The 15066-nt window shown below is 43.6% G+C and carries 14 protein-coding genes and 1 pseudogene; 7 read left to right on the top strand and 8 right to left on the bottom strand.

Annotation, left to right across the window (positions count from 1 at the left end; genetic code table 11):
• Positions 1–130: 130 nt before the first annotated feature.
• Both RDK53_RS07310 and RDK53_RS07305 read right to left on the bottom strand, forming a co-directional pair.
• Positions 131–715, bottom strand: a pseudogene (locus RDK53_RS07310) (chalcone isomerase family protein).
• Positions 716–788: 73 nt separating this feature from the next.
• Positions 789–1253, bottom strand: a complete 465-nt coding sequence (locus RDK53_RS07305) for a helix-turn-helix domain-containing protein (protein ID WP_308513966.1) — start codon at positions 1251–1253, stop codon at positions 789–791.
• An 88-nt stretch (positions 1254–1341) separates the two neighbouring features.
• Here RDK53_RS07305 and RDK53_RS07300 point away from each other — a divergent pair, with 88 nt between their 5' ends.
• Complete coding sequence (locus RDK53_RS07300; protein WP_308513965.1) at positions 1342–2580, top strand: FAD-dependent oxidoreductase; 1239 nt, start codon at positions 1342–1344, stop codon at positions 2578–2580.
• Positions 2581–2647: 67 nt separating this feature from the next.
• Complete coding sequence (locus RDK53_RS07295) at positions 2648–4177, top strand: NAD(P)H-hydrate dehydratase (RefSeq protein ID WP_308513964.1); 1530 nt, start codon at positions 2648–2650, stop codon at positions 4175–4177.
• Here RDK53_RS07295 and RDK53_RS07290 read toward each other — a convergent pair.
• On the bottom strand, positions 4174–5064 hold the full coding sequence (locus RDK53_RS07290) for a tetratricopeptide repeat protein (RefSeq protein ID WP_308513963.1): 891 nt from the start codon (positions 5062–5064) through the stop codon (positions 4174–4176). The genes RDK53_RS07295 and RDK53_RS07290 overlap by 4 nt on opposite strands.
• On the bottom strand, positions 5064–5525 hold the full coding sequence (locus tag RDK53_RS07285; RefSeq protein ID WP_308513962.1) for a hypothetical protein: 462 nt from the start codon (positions 5523–5525) through the stop codon (positions 5064–5066). Before RDK53_RS07285 ends, RDK53_RS07290 begins: the two co-directional genes overlap by 1 nt.
• 74 nt (positions 5526–5599) lie before the next feature.
• Between RDK53_RS07285 and RDK53_RS07280 the strand changes: the two genes are divergently transcribed.
• Positions 5600–6049: a hypothetical protein gene (locus RDK53_RS07280; RefSeq protein WP_308513961.1), complete on the top strand. Its 450-nt coding sequence runs from the start codon at positions 5600–5602 to the stop codon at positions 6047–6049.
• Positions 6050–6053: 4 nt separating this feature from the next.
• Here RDK53_RS07280 and RDK53_RS07275 read toward each other — a convergent pair whose 3' ends face one another.
• From RDK53_RS07275 to RDK53_RS07265, 3 genes are all read right to left on the bottom strand, one after another.
• Positions 6054–6431: a Rid family detoxifying hydrolase gene (locus RDK53_RS07275; protein ID WP_308513960.1), complete on the bottom strand. Its 378-nt coding sequence runs from the start codon at positions 6429–6431 to the stop codon at positions 6054–6056.
• A 75-nt stretch (positions 6432–6506) separates the two neighbouring features.
• Positions 6507–7001: a CreA family protein gene (locus RDK53_RS07270; RefSeq protein WP_308513959.1), complete on the bottom strand. Its 495-nt coding sequence runs from the start codon at positions 6999–7001 to the stop codon at positions 6507–6509.
• A 37-nt stretch (positions 7002–7038) separates the two neighbouring features.
• A complete protein-coding gene (locus RDK53_RS07265; protein WP_308513958.1) occupies positions 7039–8262 on the bottom strand; it encodes an alpha/beta fold hydrolase in 1224 nt (407 codons plus the stop codon).
• 165 nt (positions 8263–8427) lie between these two features.
• On the opposite strand from RDK53_RS07265, the gene gltS reads away from it, so the two are divergent.
• The 4 genes from gltS (at position 8428) to RDK53_RS07245 (ending at position 13838) form a co-directional block, all read left to right on the top strand.
• A complete protein-coding gene (gene gltS, locus RDK53_RS07260) occupies positions 8428–9657 on the top strand; it encodes a sodium/glutamate symporter (protein WP_308513957.1) in 1230 nt (409 codons plus the stop codon).
• Between the two features lie 392 nt (positions 9658–10049).
• Entirely contained in the window at positions 10050–11375 is a 1326-nt protein-coding gene (locus RDK53_RS07255) for a replication-associated recombination protein A (RefSeq protein WP_308513968.1), read from the top strand.
• A gap of 91 nt (positions 11376–11466) precedes the next feature.
• The gene (gene serS / locus RDK53_RS07250; RefSeq protein ID WP_308513956.1) at positions 11467–12756 is read left to right on the top strand and encodes a serine--tRNA ligase; all 1290 of its coding nucleotides are present in this window, start codon (positions 11467–11469) and stop codon (positions 12754–12756) included.
• An 86-nt stretch (positions 12757–12842) separates the two neighbouring features.
• Positions 12843–13838: an asparaginase gene (locus RDK53_RS07245; RefSeq protein ID WP_308513955.1), complete on the top strand. Its 996-nt coding sequence runs from the start codon at positions 12843–12845 to the stop codon at positions 13836–13838.
• A gap of 374 nt (positions 13839–14212) precedes the next feature.
• Here the strand turns inward: RDK53_RS07245 and RDK53_RS07240 are convergent, their stop codons facing one another.
• A complete protein-coding gene (locus RDK53_RS07240; protein WP_308513954.1) occupies positions 14213–15031 on the bottom strand; it encodes a nitroreductase family protein in 819 nt (272 codons plus the stop codon).
• Positions 15032–15066 lie beyond the last annotated feature (35 nt).

Genomic DNA, 15066 nt, shown 5'->3' with positions numbered 1-15066 from the left:
TGGGATGAAATCTTCAACACACAGAACTTGATCAATCCTAAGTTCGTTAAGTAATCAGCACTAAAAACTGATTAGAACAAAGGCCTCCCGAGGGAGGCCTTGTTAATTGGAGAAAGAAAAATTAACGTCTTCAGACGTGAAGAAGAGAATCTTTAAGGGAAGCCTCAAGAGCATGATTGCCTAACCAGATAAACATGATTGCGTCGTAAATAGCTTTACCTCTAATTCCATCTTTGACAACTTTTCCGTTGACTTTTACCGATGTTCCTTTTCTAGGGAGCCAATCAATATCGACTTTATCCCCGGCTGTAAAAGAACCGATTCTTTACATGAGATCTTCTATTTGAGCTTGTTCTTCTTTAATAAACTCCTGACTGGTCTCATTCGTATTCATCTGAATGCCGTTTCTTAGAGAAGGGATGAAGTCGGCAGGAACCAAGTCCTTAAGAATATATAAGGTAACTCTTCTTGCTCCTAACAAAGCTTTGGCAGTATCAGCACGTGTTGTTTTTTTAGGCAGGTAAAGACCGACGGAGTAAATCTCTTCTCCTTCAATCGATCTCAGACCGGCACCGTTCAAAACGAGTGTCTCTCCGGCAACTTCTGCTTGAGATTTAAAATGGCAATTCTTGATGATTAAGTCTCGGCCCGGTTCTTCTTCGGCTTTAAACCAATTTTTTAATTTATTCCATCCGGAAGTATTTTCTTCGGTCACTTTTATCCCACAACTAGAATATGTTTTATAGAAAGAAATTCTACCAAAACCCATATTCAATCAGAAGGTAGAATTAATCGGCTTTTTTAGGATGTTCTTTATATAAAAGTTCGCTCATTTTCAGGGCAAGCTCTTTCATAGTCTGGCTTTCAAACTGTTCGCCTTTATTATCAAATTTGATATAGACGCCTTGACCTAAATAAAACTCGTAAAAGAGGTGAGGGGCCGCAATTTTTCTTTTCTTTGGGACTACATCTTCCGCTCGAGGCTTCATTTCTTGAATCTGTTTTAAGGTATAACCCTTGTTTTGAAGATTCCTAATGAACTCTATTTCATTTAGATGAGATACAGAATAACGGGCACTCCGGGTTTCTCCAATCGCAGGAGAAATCAATCCCAGCTGAACATAGTATTTAATAGTTCTTTTAGACAGACCGGAAGCATCTTCAAGCTCATCAATCGTCCAAAGTTCTTTTTTTAATTCAGTTGCATCAGTATCTAATTCCATTGCAATACCATTAATTGAAAATTTTTTCACGATTTCCATTGCGTAATAGAGCCTAAATTGGTATAAGACCTATTCGAATAAAGCTACAATAACACCATAAGTTTAGGATATCCAACAAATGCAGATAATCGTTGTAGGAGCCGGAGTAACCGGCATTGCTTGTGCCCACTCTTTGCTGAAAAGAGGACATAAAGTTACCCTAATTGAATCAGCTTCTTCTCCCAACCAGGGCTGCAGCTTCGGAATGGCCGGCTTTATGGGAGCCTTATCTATTGCAATGTTGTGTTCCCCATTTAAAGGGAAAGCAGGACTTGCCAGCGTTTTTGCTAAGACAAGACGCCTTGGTTGGGATATGTCTTTAAGTCATATGAAGTTTTTGCGTTCCTTGGCTAATTCTCGCAGTGCCGATAAATGGAAAAAAGACAGTCAGTCCCTCATTGAGTTAGCTCGATACAGTGTTGGTTTGACTGAATTTGAAGCTAGGCTTCAGGATATTTCCTTTGAACAAACTTATGGTTTGCTTCGCCTCTATACCAATGAAACCGTATGGGAAGAAGCTCACAAGGAAGAAGAGGCGAGAAAAGGGGGAGAGTGGCTCGATGCAGAAGAAACCAGACGCCTGGAAAATTCCATTGAAGTCCCAGATCTCCTAGGCAGCTTCTATATGCCGCAGGAACTCTCCGGCAACGGTTCCTACTACTCTAAGCAAATTCAGATGCTGAATATTGCGGATCCGGATCTGACCATGATGTACCACACCACCGTCACTAAGTTGATAAAAGGTGAGGACGGCAAAATAACCGGCGTTGAAACAGATAAGGGAGAAATCTCTGCTGATGCCGTTATCTTGTCAAACAATGTCGGGGCAAAAGAATTGCTGGCAAATGTCCTCGATCTTCCTATGGCGATAGTTACCGGTTGGACGATTACTGCGGCCATTCAGCCTGTCAATGCAGTTCCGACACATTCGCTGCAGTTTGAAAACAAAGACATTCTGATTACCAGACTCGGAAACAGACTTAGAGTTTGCGGACGCTTCTGGCTTGGCGATGTCTCTAAAGATGTAGCCGATAAAACAATTGAGGAGCTTTATCAAGCTGCTTGCAAACTTGTACCGCAGAGCGCTGTTTGGACCGATACCACAAATTGGTCCGGACAAACTCTCATTCACCCGGATAGCTTACCAAGCTGCGGGAAAACTTCTTTAGAAGGCTTGTATTTGAACATCTGTCACGGTTTGAACGGATGGGCTCTTTCTACAGGATGCGGAGAACTTTTGGCTGATGTGATTGAAGGCAAAACACCCGCAGTGAATCCTGAACTGTATTCGCCGGAAAGATTTGCGAAGAAGAATTAATTAATGAATTTTGATACATATTCTCAAAAGGCGCAAAATGCGCCTTTTATAGGATAAGGAGATAATTTTGTCTGAACAACTGCTTGAGCTCTCCACACTTCGTGAGCTTGAAGAAAAAAACGCTAGAATCCTCGGTCCTTTTACTTTAATGGAAAGGGCTGGCACAGCAGCTGCTGATTTAGTTTGTCACCTCCACAAGTCTCCCTGCACGGTTACCGTTTTATGCGGGCCCGGTAATAACGGGGGAGACGGCTACGTTTGTGCACGAGCCCTTGTTGAAAGAGGCTACGATGTCTATTGCGTACAGGTGGCAGGTAAGTCTCCAAAAGAAGGAACGGATGCTTATAAGGCCAAGCAGATGTGGGACGAAATTGGAGGCAAGACTTTTGAAGATCCGTATAACGCACCAAAATCTCAAGTCGTTATTGATGCCATTTTTGGTATTGGCCTGAACAAACCGTTGAAAGGCGAATATATCGATGCCGTGCAGTGGTACAACGAAAGAGAAGCGGTGCACGTATCATTGGATATCCCAACCGGACTTGATAGTCAAACAGGTCAATGGATTGGTTCCATGCCCGGATGCTGCAGTGATGTCACCATCACATTCTTAGCCGGCAAACCTGGTTTATTTACCGGTATCGGCCAAGAAGTCTGTGGACACGTTCACACTGATAATTTGGGTGTTTCTATTCCTCTTTCCAATATCAATTTAGTTGAGCCTATTGATTTCAAATCAGTTTTAGCTCCTAGGAAACTCATCTCCTCTAAAAAAGACTTCGGCCGCTTAGGCATTATCGGAGGAGGTAAGGGCACGGTAGGAGCCGCTCTTATCGCCGGCGCTGCAGCTCTTCGCATGGGAGCGGGCTCTGTTCTTGTCGAATTGGTTGAAGAAAATCTCGTCTACGATCCCGGTTGCCCGGAACTCATGTTCCGAGAAAAAATTGACTTTTCAGAAATTGATGCCTTAGTCATCGGTCCTGGTCTTGGCTTTAGTCAGAAAGCCCGTCAGCGTCTCAACGAAGCGTTGGATCTTCCGATTCCTTTGATAATTGACGCCGATGCTCTCACCATGATCGCTCAAGATTCTGAATTGATGAGTAAAACCGCTCAGAGAAGTGAGCATACTGTCCTTACTCCCCATCCGGGAGAGGCTGCTCGTCTTTTAAAGACTACTGTCAAAGATGTTCAATCTGATCGCGTAATGCGAGCCCAAGAGATTTCCGTTTTGACGGGTACTGTGGCTGTCCTTAAAGGGAATGGAACGGTGATTGCCCAAAAGAGCGGTGTTACCTGGATCAATCCGACCGGAACAGCTGGCCTGGCTACAGCAGGTTCGGGAGATGCTTTGTGTGGAATGATGGGTGCTATGTTCGCTCAAAAATTTGACTTTGTAAGTGCCATTCTATCTTCCATCTATCTGCACGGTGCCGCTTCAGAAAATATCGACTGCGGCTTATTGGCTGGAGATATCGCTCCGTCGGCTCTCCATATCCTTCAAAATCTAAGAATGGATGTTAAAAAGAACGGGTTGAAACAGTTAGGTGAGCTTTCTTGCCATCAGCGCATTGCAACTCACAATTTCTACTCTGCTTAACCATTTAGTCCTTTCCGGCGCAAATTCTCGATAATTTGACGAGATGACGCGCCGGATGCTATTTCTGCGGCTTCGCTTAGTTCTTTATCATTAGCCTGTTTCCTCCAATTCTCAAGCCATTGAGAAGCCAAATAATGGCCTCTTGATGCGGCCATATGGGCAAAAACAAGAGCTAAGACCATATTTGAAGAACAATACAATCCTTCATACCAGAAAGCGGCCAAAGCCGCTTGACTCTCTGTATCCCCTAGAGCCGCACCTTCTTCCAATAGGTATAAAGCTTGATAAGTTTGAGGCTCAGGTCGGCTTAAAAGCTCCTTGGCACATGCATACATAGAAGAGGGAACGGAATTTTTTCCGGCGTTGATCCAATACAAAACTTCTTTTAAATCAATCTTCTTTTTCTCAAGCGAGAAACGAAGCATTCTTGAGACAGCCTTCGGATATTTAAGATTGGCCGCCTTAGAAAATAATTGGGAGGCAGAGGTCGGATCTTTTTGACAACCGATTCCTTCCTGAAGCGCAAATGCCATTTCATAAAGCGCTGGAGGAAAATTCTTTGCTGATGAGATTCGCAGCCAGGCAAAAGATTCTTGAAGATTCTGAGGTACTCCGAAACCTTCTCTTAGAGCCATCGCTAAATAAAAGGGCGACTCTGTATCACCTAAATTCGCTGACTTTTTAAAAAGAGAAACTGCACGTTCCGGATTCTTTCCTAAAGAGCCTCCGAAGGCAAAGAGAAGAGCCAACTTACGATATCGAACGGATAGATTTTCATTAGCCGTTTCTTCCAACGAATTATCGGCCAGGAGAAGATCTCCCGACAGAAGTTCATTGGTCTCGCTGAACACATCGTGCGCAGCTGAGAAAAAAGATTCTGACTGCATTAATCTATTTTGATAAAGCCCATCATGACTAAACCCATGATGTAGGTTAATGAAACGGCTGTCCATAGAAGAAGGCCGCCTGCGCCGAGCATCAGAGGTTTGCCCCAAAGCTTGTGATGGTAATCGGTACCGTAACGATCAGCAACGGCTTTAACTTGGAAGCGTCCGTCAAAGACTACCCATAAGAAATAGAAGATAAACCAGCAAATCAAAAAGTAATATTGAGAAAAATCATTAGCATCCGGCAAAAAGGGCTCCGCGAAAAGATAGCCGCCTAAAAAAATCAGCCCGAGTGCAACCCAAATTCCGCTTTGACTTGCTTTATCCGGTTCTCCCATTTCTGCCCAATTTGTCCTTTGAAGGAATGCACCGAATACCGGTGAAAAAAGAAGAGACCAAACAATGGTCCAAATAGGATTCCATAAAGCTATTACGGGATATTTAGTATTTTTACCTGCCATATTTATAAAATAAATGTGTTCAAAAAGTGCTAGATTGTTAGAATAATCCTTCGTACTGTTTTTATCCAAAGTTTATGTCTAAATACTTAACAGTTATATTCTCTGCTTCCGCACTGTTCCTATTAGGGGGATGTGCGAGTGAGTTTAACGGCTACTATCTTAGAAATTCTTTTGGATTTGACACTGTTTGTTTGGTTGACAATAACAGTGCGCCGCCTTCTTTCTTTCTCTTCTTGAAGAAAGCTTTGGAAGACAAAGGTCTAACTGTCAAAATTGTCAAAAAACCCTCTAAGGATGAACTTGTTTGTCCCGCGACCATTATGTACGAAGCCCGAGTCGCCCAAAAACCTTTTCCCTATCTAAAAGACGCTCGTCTTTTCTTTTTGAAGAAAAATGAAAAGACTCAGATCGTTGCCATGAAAAAGCCTGTAAATCAGGTGACTCTGCAGGATAAAATGGCCGATTCTGAGCCTGCCGTTCGTGACATGGTGAACCGCCTTCTTCCGCGGTCCACTCCTTGGTAAAGACTTAACCAATCACTGCGGTTGCTTCAACTTCTACTAATCCGCCTTTAGGCAATGCAGAAATTTGTACGCAGCTTCTTGCCGGATAAGGGGCTTTGAAAACTTCGGCCATGACTTTGTTAACAACGGCAAAGTTGGCAAGATCTGTCAAATATACAGTCTGTCTTACGATGTCTGAAGGCTTTCCGCCGGCAGATTCAACGATTGCGAAAACATTTCTGAAAGCCTGGCGAACTTGAGCTTCAACAGAATTCGGTAATTCACCTGTAGAAGGATCAATTCCGAGCTGTCCGGAGCAGTAAAGAGTGTTGCCTGCCTTAAAAGCTACTGAATATGTACCGACTGCAGCCGGTGCATTTTCGCAAGTAATAACTTGGTTCATTTTTGTTCTCCTATAAAAAAGGTGATTTTATCAAAGAGAGTAACAGGCAATCATGATTTACCTGTCTCTCAAAAACTAGTTCTGATTTTCAGCGGCGATTGCCGGATTGTAAGCTTTTGTCCTCCAGAGAGATATCGTAGACAAACTATTCTTAAAGCTGCCGTTAAATTCTTTCGTGGTATAGGCGATATACATCAATGTTTGGTTCTTTTCATCAAAGATTCTTTTAATCTTTAAGGTCTTAAGAAATACGCTTTTGGACTGTTTAAAGACCACTTCACCGGTCTTGTTTCTTTTGACGTTTTCAATCATCTCCGGCGTGATCTCGCCTGTTTGTACACAGGAAACGGAAGCATCGGACGGGTCACTGAGGGTCAAAGGCGAGTCAATACTTGCCACATGACAAGTGACCCCTGGGACGTCTCTGTCTTGGAACGCACTGATCTTGATATCCTTCAAGGTCAAAATACCTAAGGATACGCTGCCGACATTTTCATCGGAACAGCCGGAGAGTCCGGCTGCCAAGACGGCAGCTGCTGTTAAGAGCAAAACAGATTTAAATTTAAACATGGTTTTCATAATTCTTTGGCCTTCTTCAGTATCTGCTTCAGTGGGAAGCCTTAATTGGAGTTACTTTCTCAAGGATGGTATTTGGCCGAAGTTCAGTGGTTCCAGCCGCAATAACTTTTTCAATGTCATCTAACTGCCTGAAAAAATATGGGTTATAAGTTAACCGAGCAAACATTCGATCTCCGTCTACGGTTCCGTATGCACCGTACCAGACTTCGGGAGCAGCCATGCATTTCTCATAGTAGCCTTTGGTAGAACGGTTCACACAATAGCGGTACTTGCCGTTTCTGCCGTACCACTCATTTTCCGGAGAATAAGTCAGAGCCATATGAGAGAATGTTTCGATTCTTTCGCTAGGAAGAAAGGTCTTCTTAGCAACAATTCTCGAACTCAGAGGAATTTTGCTTTTCGGCAACTCTCCATACCAAATAATTTTTGAATTGGGATTGGTCAGCTGTTTATCAAAAACCTTCAAGAGAGATTGAGTGTCAACGATAGAGTCATTTGCGCTCATCATTACCAACACAGGTTTATCGTATGGCTTCTTCTTTAAGGCCTTATCCGCAACATCCATTGTATCTTTGAATGCGTTCAAGCCATCCAAAGGAATTGTCCCATATTTGAAAGGCAAGACGCCTTCCGTCTTTTTATCCGGTTTTCTTAACCAGTCTATAAAGAGATCAGCGAAAGGAACAAGTTCGACTAACTTAGTCCGGATTTCGATAGCCGGCGAAAACAAAATCAGACCTCGAATGTCCGGATCTTCGGCTGCATGAGAGAAGGCGAGGTTGCCTCCGGTTGAAAATCCTCCGAGCCAAACGTTCGGAACTTCTTTCTTTAGAAGGTCTATTTGCTCTTGAACGGCTTTATTCCAGTCCTCGCTGGTGACACCAATCATATCTGCCGGTTTTGTTCCATGTCCGGGGAGCAGCACCGTTCTTACAAGCATTCCTTGTTCGGCTAGCTTAGGAGCGAGGTCTCGATATGTCCATGGAGAATCTCCCAACCCATGAATAAGCAGAATTCCTTTGTCCGTCTTTCCGGCAGGCCGGATTTCAAAAGGCGTATGGTAGGTTAGCTCTTTCTCATGGTCGTCCATAACGAAATGACGGTTCTCGGCTATCCAAGCTCGAGTTTCAGCTAAGTACTCCTGAAAAGAGCTTTGCCCTAGCGGAGTTTCTAAAGGATGTTTGCTCGCACAGCCGGTAAGAACCAGCAATCCGACGGCTAGTGCTGTATTTAAGATTTTCTTGCAATGCATTTATTCATTATAAAAAAGGAAAAATGCGGGAAGGGATGTTATTCTTTCGGGTCGCCCCCTCTGTGCCTATTTGGGGAACTTTCTTGTAGATATTTGTTTCTAGAAGTTTTTTTATAACAAAATTAGTTTTTATTCTCAATCATTTCTTAGGAAGGAAGATTTTTAATGGCAGGTGAAACTCTTTTTACTATTGACGTCTCTTCTGTGCAGGCCGTTGCACTGGCTATCTGTACTTATTATTTTGGTGTGTGGGTTAGAAAAAGAGTTTATTTATTCGAAAGATTTGCAGTCCCAAGTCCGGTGATTGGAGGTATGACTTTCGCCTTCTTGTTATCCGGGTTAAAAGCCAACGGAATATTAACGGTTAACTTTGATTCTTCCCTCCAAACTCTTTTAATGCTTGCTTTCTTTACCACCATTGGGCTTTCAGCAGGGCTGAAAGTGGTCAAGCAGGGAGGTGGGCTGTTGGTTGGATTTCTTATAGCCGTAACAGTTCTTACCGTTCTGCAAAACCTCTTGGGAATGGGAGTCGCTGAATGGCTGGGACTAGATATGCATTACGGCATTCTGGCGGGATCTGTCTCTATGATGGGAGGATTAGGAACGGCCGCCGCTTTCGGGCCTTACTTCGAACAAACCTATGGGATTGTAGGAGGAACAGCTGTCGCCATTACGGCAGCCACCTTCGGTATGGTCGCTTCTTTGATCATCGGAGCGCCCTTAGGAAGTTTTCTTATCAGGAAATACAAAGTCAAAACTCCTATCGAAAACGTCTCCAATGAAGACGTAAAGATTCCTGAGGAGTTCGACACCGACGTAATCGACTCTGACCATCAGCCGACAATGACCGCTCAGTTAATGAAAGCTACCAGCATCGTTACTCTGAGTATGGCTGCGGGAGTCGCCGTTTCATCATTCCTTGATCACTTTATCACGCTTCCCGCCTACATCGGATCCATGATGGTTGCTGCTATTGTCCGAAACGTCGGCGATTTCTCCGGCAAATACAGAGTGGACGGCAAAGGCTTGAACGCTATCGCCGATATTAGCTTGGTCTTGTTCGTTACGATGGCCATCAACAGCCTAAAGCTTAACGAACTAATCAATTTGGCCGGACCTTTAGTTGTTATTTTGGCCTGCCAAACCATCCTTACCGTCCTGTTCCTCTGGATCTGCGTATTCTTGGTCTTCGGAAGAAACTACGACGCAACGATGCTCTGCGTCGGAGGTATCGGCTTCTCAATGGGGGCTACTGCTAACGGTTTGGCAAACATGCAAGCTATTGCCGAAAAATATGGGACCAGTCCGAGAGCCTGGTTGATTGTCAGTATTGTTGGAGCTTTCCTAATTGACTTAATTAACGCGTTGCTGATTACCTGGATGGGAGCTTGGTAATTATTACCACAACACAGCAAAAAAATGGCTCAGGCGGCAAGCTTGAGCCTAAAGTTTTATCTGATAAGAGGAATTTGATGGAGAAGCATCTCTCTTCACGTTTTCATCATATAGGCGAGACGCTTCAATGTGTTTTTCGATCTATTAAAAGTACGAGTTAATGTAAAGGAGAGAAGGAAAAATAATTGTCGGTTACAAACCTCTCATTCCAATCCGCAGGACATTGAAAATTTCTTTCCTAATTGCTAATGTTTCCAAAGTAAAAAAATCTCTAAAGAATCAGCGAAATGCAAGACAATTTATTCGAGTTTGAAAGTGCAGGAACTTCTTCCGAACCGACAAAAACAAAGAAAAACAATGTAGAAGATAAAGCCTCTCCTTTGGCTGAACGCATGCGGCCTAAAACAATTAATGAGGTAGTCGGTCAAAAACAAATTCTCGGAGAAGGCAAAGCTCTGAGAAGTGCTTTTGAAAGCGGCCATCCTCACTCGATGATTCTTTGGGGGCCTCCGGGAGTTGGCAAAACCACGCTTGCCAGATTAATGGCCGATGCTTTTCATTTACCGTTTATCTCTATCTCCGCAGTGCTCGGAGGAGTAAAAGATATTAGAGACGCTGTTGAAAAGGCTACAAAATACAGAGAAGCTACCGGCAAATCTACCGTGGTTTTTGTCGATGAAGTACATAGATTCTCTAAGAGCCAGCAGGACGCCTTTCTTCCTCATGTGGAAAGCGGTCTTTTTACTTTTATCGGCGCCACCACTGAAAATCCGAGCTTTGAAGTTATCTCAGCATTGCTTTCACGCTCAAATGTCTATGTTCTTGAATCTCTTTCTAAAGCAGATTTGAATGAACTGTTAGAGAGGGCAAACAAACAAGAATTTCCTGATATTTCCTTTGAAGAAAAATCCAAAGACATCCTATTTAATCTCGCGGACGGTGATGCGAGACGCTTCCTAAATGCCGTTGATGTTATTACGACCGTTGCCCGTGATAATGGCATTCATGTCATCACTGAAGATTTCGTTAGAAAGACACTTCCTTCAACTATTCGCCGGTTCGACAAAGGGGGAGAGAATTTTTACGACCAGATTTCGGCTCTCCATAAATCCGTCAGAGGCTCTGATCCGGATGCTGCTCTTTACTGGATGTGCAGAATGCTTGACGGTGGTGTTGACCCGCTTTATCTCGGCAGAAGATTGGTACGAATGTCTATTGAAGATATCAGTCTCGCCGACCCCCGAGCCATAACCTTAGCTAGTGAAGCGGTTCGGATCTACGAGCGTCTTGGCTCTCCTGAGGGTGAGTTGGCTTTGGCAAACGCCGTGATTTATTTAGCGATGGCTCCGAAATCTAATGCTGTCTACAAAGCATATAACCAAATGAAGGCTTTTGTTAAAAAAGACTCCACAAGAGCTGTCCCCTTAAAGCTGAGAAATGCGCCGACTAAACTAATGGGAGATTTAGGCTACGGAACTCATTATAGATACGCCCACGACGAAGAGGGCGCGTTTGCAGCAGGCGAAAAATATTTTCCGGATGATTTGGAAGAACTTCGCTTTTACCATCCTGTTCCCAGAGGCTTAGAAATCAAAATTGGAGAAAGACTGAAAGAACTCCAACGGCTTAATCAAGAAGCAAGAACCGCGCAATCGGCTCCGGAAGGATTAAGAAGCGGAAATAAATACAACGAGCCTGAACACGTCAATCCAAAATAACCGAACCTAGAGAGTTGCAGCCTTAAGTATTACTATCTTATGGCGTACAATCATTACTTATGTTTAAAAAAATTGTGAGACATTAATAAAAATGCTTGACCAGAACCTCCTTCGCAAAAACTTAGATGAAGTTGTCGCCAGATTGGCAACGAGAAAGTTTCAATTTCCAGTAGAAAAATACAACGCTCTTGAGTCCGAAAGAAAGGCTGTTCAATCTGAAACCGAACAGCTTCAGGCTCAAAGAAACGCTGTAGCCAAACAGATCGGCGCAGCTAAAAAGTCCGGTCAAGACGCCACTGAGCTGATGCAGAAAGGAAGTGAAATTGCTTCCAAATTAAGCGACTTAGAAAAGAGAACCGAAGAGCTTAAGAAAGCTTTGACAGATCTTCTGTTGACTATTCCAAATCTTCCGCACGAATCTGTTCCGGTCGGCAAAGACGAAACTGAAAACGTTGAAGTACGCCGCTGGGGTACACCGCGTAATTTTGATTTTGAAATCAAAGACCACGTTGATGTCGGTGCTCCTTTAGGTTTGGATTTTGAAACCGGTACAAAACTCGCCGGCACACGCTTTGCTTTCATGAAGGGACCAGTTGCACGTCTCCACCGCGCCCTTGCTCAGTTCATGCTGGACACTCACACAACAGAACACGGCTACACAGAATGCTATACACCTTATATCGCTAACCAAGAAACCTTAATCGGTACCGGTCAGCTTCCTAAGTTTGAAGAAGACTTGTTTGCCGCCAAGAAGGGCGGTCAAGAAGGCGAGGGTGAGATTTTCTATTTGATTCCGACTTCTGAAGTTACTTTAACTAACTCCGTCAGAGGCCTGATGCTCAAAGAGTCTGACTTACCAATTAAGATTACCGCTCAGACTCCTTGCTTCCGTTCCGAAGCCGGTTCTTATGGCAAAGACACGCGCGGTATGATTCGCCAGCACCAGTTCGAAAAAGTCGAAATGGTCCGCATTACTAAACCGGAAGACAGCTACCAGCATCTTGAAGAAATGGTTGTATGCGCTGAAAAGATTCTTCAGAAACTCGGTTTACCGTATCGTGTTATTACACTCTGCACAGGTGACATGGGTTTCGGCTCTGCTAAGACATACGACTTGGAAGTATGGATTCCTGCCCAGAACACTTATCGCGAAATCAGCTCTGTTTCTAACTGCGAAGCTTTCCAAGCCCGCAGAATGCAGACTCGTTTTAAGAATGCACAAAACAAACCGGAATATGTACATACATTGAACGGGTCCGGATTGGCGGTCGGAAGAACTTTAGTTGCTGTTCTGGAAAACTATCAGAATGCAGACGGCAGCGTTACCGTCCCGGAAGTTTTAAGACCTTACATGGGTGGTCTTGAAGTTTTAAAGCCATAACAGTTTAATTATTCTCTTGAAGGCGTTGTTTTCCTAGCAACGCCTTTTTAGTATCACGTTTTAAAAACTTTTTCACGGAGTTGAAAGTGACGAATCCGAAACTACCTAAAGTTGCAATTCTTGCCACCGGCGGAACCATTGCAGGAAAAGCTGCTTCTTCCACTGCAACAACAGGATATGTTCCTGGTTCTGCTACTGTCGCAGACATTGTAGATTCTGTTCCTGCATTAGCAGAGATTGCTGAGATTGTTACAGAGCAGGTAAGCAATATCGGCAGCGAAGACATGACTGATGATATCTGGGAAAAACTTGCCGAGATTTCTCAAAAATATTTAGATGACGACTCTATTGCAGGCGTTGTCATCACTCACGGTACCGATACTCTGGAAGAAACTGGCTTCCTATTGAATTTAGTGTTGTCTTCCGATAAACCCGTTATCTTGGTTGGTTCAATGAGACCGGCAACTGCAATCAGTGCGGACGGCCCCATGAATATTATTGAAGCAGTCAAAGTTGCGGTTTGTCCTGAAGCAAAAGGAAAGGGAGTTCTTGCAGTCATGAATGACGAAATTCATGGCCTTAGAGACGTAACTAAAACCAATACCACCAATGTGGACACTTTCCAGTCCAGACTGTTTGGTGCTTTGGGGACGGTTACGGGAGGTACTCCTTATTTCTTTAAACAAAGCGTTAAGCCCCATACTACTCAAACAGAGTTTTCTGTCCAAGACGTAAGAGATTTACCGCGAGTCGACATTATCTACGCACATGCTAATCAGGATTCCGCACTTATCGATGCAGCAGTGGCAGCCGGAGCAAAAGGTATTGTCTATGCAGGGATGGGTAATGGCAGCATCCACAAAAATGCATTCTCCGGACTTGAAAGAGCTGCAAATAAAGGCGTTTTAGTAGTACGTTCCAGCAGAACAGGAAGTGGTTTGGTGGTGGATTCAAACTCCGAATGGCAAAACTTTATTAATGCAGGTTCTTTGAATCCGCAAAAAGCACGTGTTCTCCTTCAGCTAGCTTTAAAGAAAAGTCCAGAGCTAGAAGAAGCAAGAAGAATCTTCGAAACTTATTAGGATGTTGCAAACAAGAGCTTCTTTCTAATATCAAGACGGAATAGTCCGATAGTTTCCTTTAGAACTTCAGGCTATACCGTCTTTTTTCTGCGACTTCTTCGGAAATCAAGAAAAGCATACTTTGATGGTACTACTTTTGTATTTTCTTTTCTTTGAAATAGCTGAAGGCATTTTTCGTTCCAAAAGTGCGTTTTTTTCGTTCCAATATGGAACGAAAAAAACACTAAAGTGAAACGAAAATGTGATAAAACAGGATGAACGAAAGATTCTCAGCCGTCCTAAATTTGCTTTTGAATAGAGACGTTAGTTGAGTTCTCAACGGCAAATTATTTTTGACAAAAGCAAGGACCTGTCATAGTCCTCGCTTTATACGATTACAGGAAAGTTACAGGGACTGGACCGCGTGCTGGAACATGGTGTGCTTGAACGGTCTTGTGACCAAAGAACAGACCGATGTAAACACTTTCGTTATCCTGAACCTCAAGAAGTTGACGAAGGGCAGGAGAAGCCTGAGCAATATTAGTTCCTCTGCCGGCAAAACAGCAGCCAATATTTCTGGCCTCGGCAGCTAAATTAAAGTACGTGGCAGCAATGGCGCAATCAATTTCTCCCCAACGCTGATTCTTATCTCCAACTAAAAATATTGCAGCTGGAGCCCCACAGAAGAAAGGGTCTTTGCCATTTTTCAGAAGCTCAATCATGGATTCAGGGCTATAGCGTTTAGTGAATGCAGAATCTTCGGATGCTTCATTAACAAGCCAATTCAAAGCTGTTTGATTAAATTCTCTAATTTTTGCTGGGGTGGGAAGGACAATCCATCTTAAAAATCTGGCATTTCTACCGGATGGAGCCAAGTTAGCAACTTCAAGAATTTCTTCTATCAAAGCCGGGGAGACAGGCCTTTTGGCAAATGTCCGATAGGAGCGGCGGCTTTTAAGAGCTCCGTCAATAATGGCTTTATTTTTAATGTCGTAAGCCAGACTAGGTCCTAAAGTTTTGCCTTCTGAAATCTCTTGTTCAGCAGCACCCTCAGGACAAAAGGCAACACATTGACCGCACTCCGTGCATTTGTCAGCATTCTCTTCTGACATTACCGGGTGCCTATCTTCCAAGGTCAATAAATGTTTTGGGCAGACAAAAACGCATGTTCCGCATCCGGAACAAAGGTCTTCATTACAAGAAAAGGTACTCAAGATTATCTCCAGGGGATTAGAAAGGAGGCCGAAGC

Source organism: uncultured Turicimonas sp. (assembly GCF_902477955.1).
Lineage (GTDB): Bacteria > Pseudomonadota > Gammaproteobacteria > Burkholderiales > Burkholderiaceae_F > Turicimonas.
This window is presented reverse-complemented; position numbering and strand designations above follow the sequence as displayed.